Below are 295 nucleotides of genomic sequence, written 5' to 3'. Positions count from 1 at the left end.
CTCCGCGAACACACCGCACAGGACTTCTTCCTGCGGGGTGGCGGGTGCACGGCCCTCGCCGGCGGAGGCGAAGTCGGGTGCGGGCAGGGCCTTTCGGTCCAGCTTGCCGTTGACCGTGAGCGGGATCGCGTCGAGGACGACCACGGCTGCCGGGACCATGTACTCCGGCAGGGACGCAGCGACCTCGGCCCGGATGTCGGCGGTGTCGAGTTCGCTGCCGGGGGTGGGCACGACATACCCGACCAGACGCTTCTCACCCGGACGGTCCTCCCGCACCAGGACGACCGCCTGCGCG

Annotated in this window: 1 protein-coding gene; it reads right to left on the bottom strand. The window is 71.5% G+C overall.

The window, feature by feature from the left end; genetic code table 11:
- The coding region (locus tag ADK60_RS27470) for an AMP-binding enzyme (RefSeq protein WP_502687465.1) at positions 1 to 295 on the bottom strand (295 nt) is incomplete at both ends.

Origin of the sequence: Streptomyces sp. XY431, from assembly GCF_001279805.1 — a bacterium.
In the GTDB taxonomy this organism is placed as follows: Bacteria; Actinomycetota; Actinomycetes; order Streptomycetales; family Streptomycetaceae; genus Kitasatospora; species Kitasatospora purpeofusca.
The sequence above is the reverse complement of the archived record's forward strand: the minus strand, read 5'-3'. Positions and strand labels throughout refer to the sequence as shown.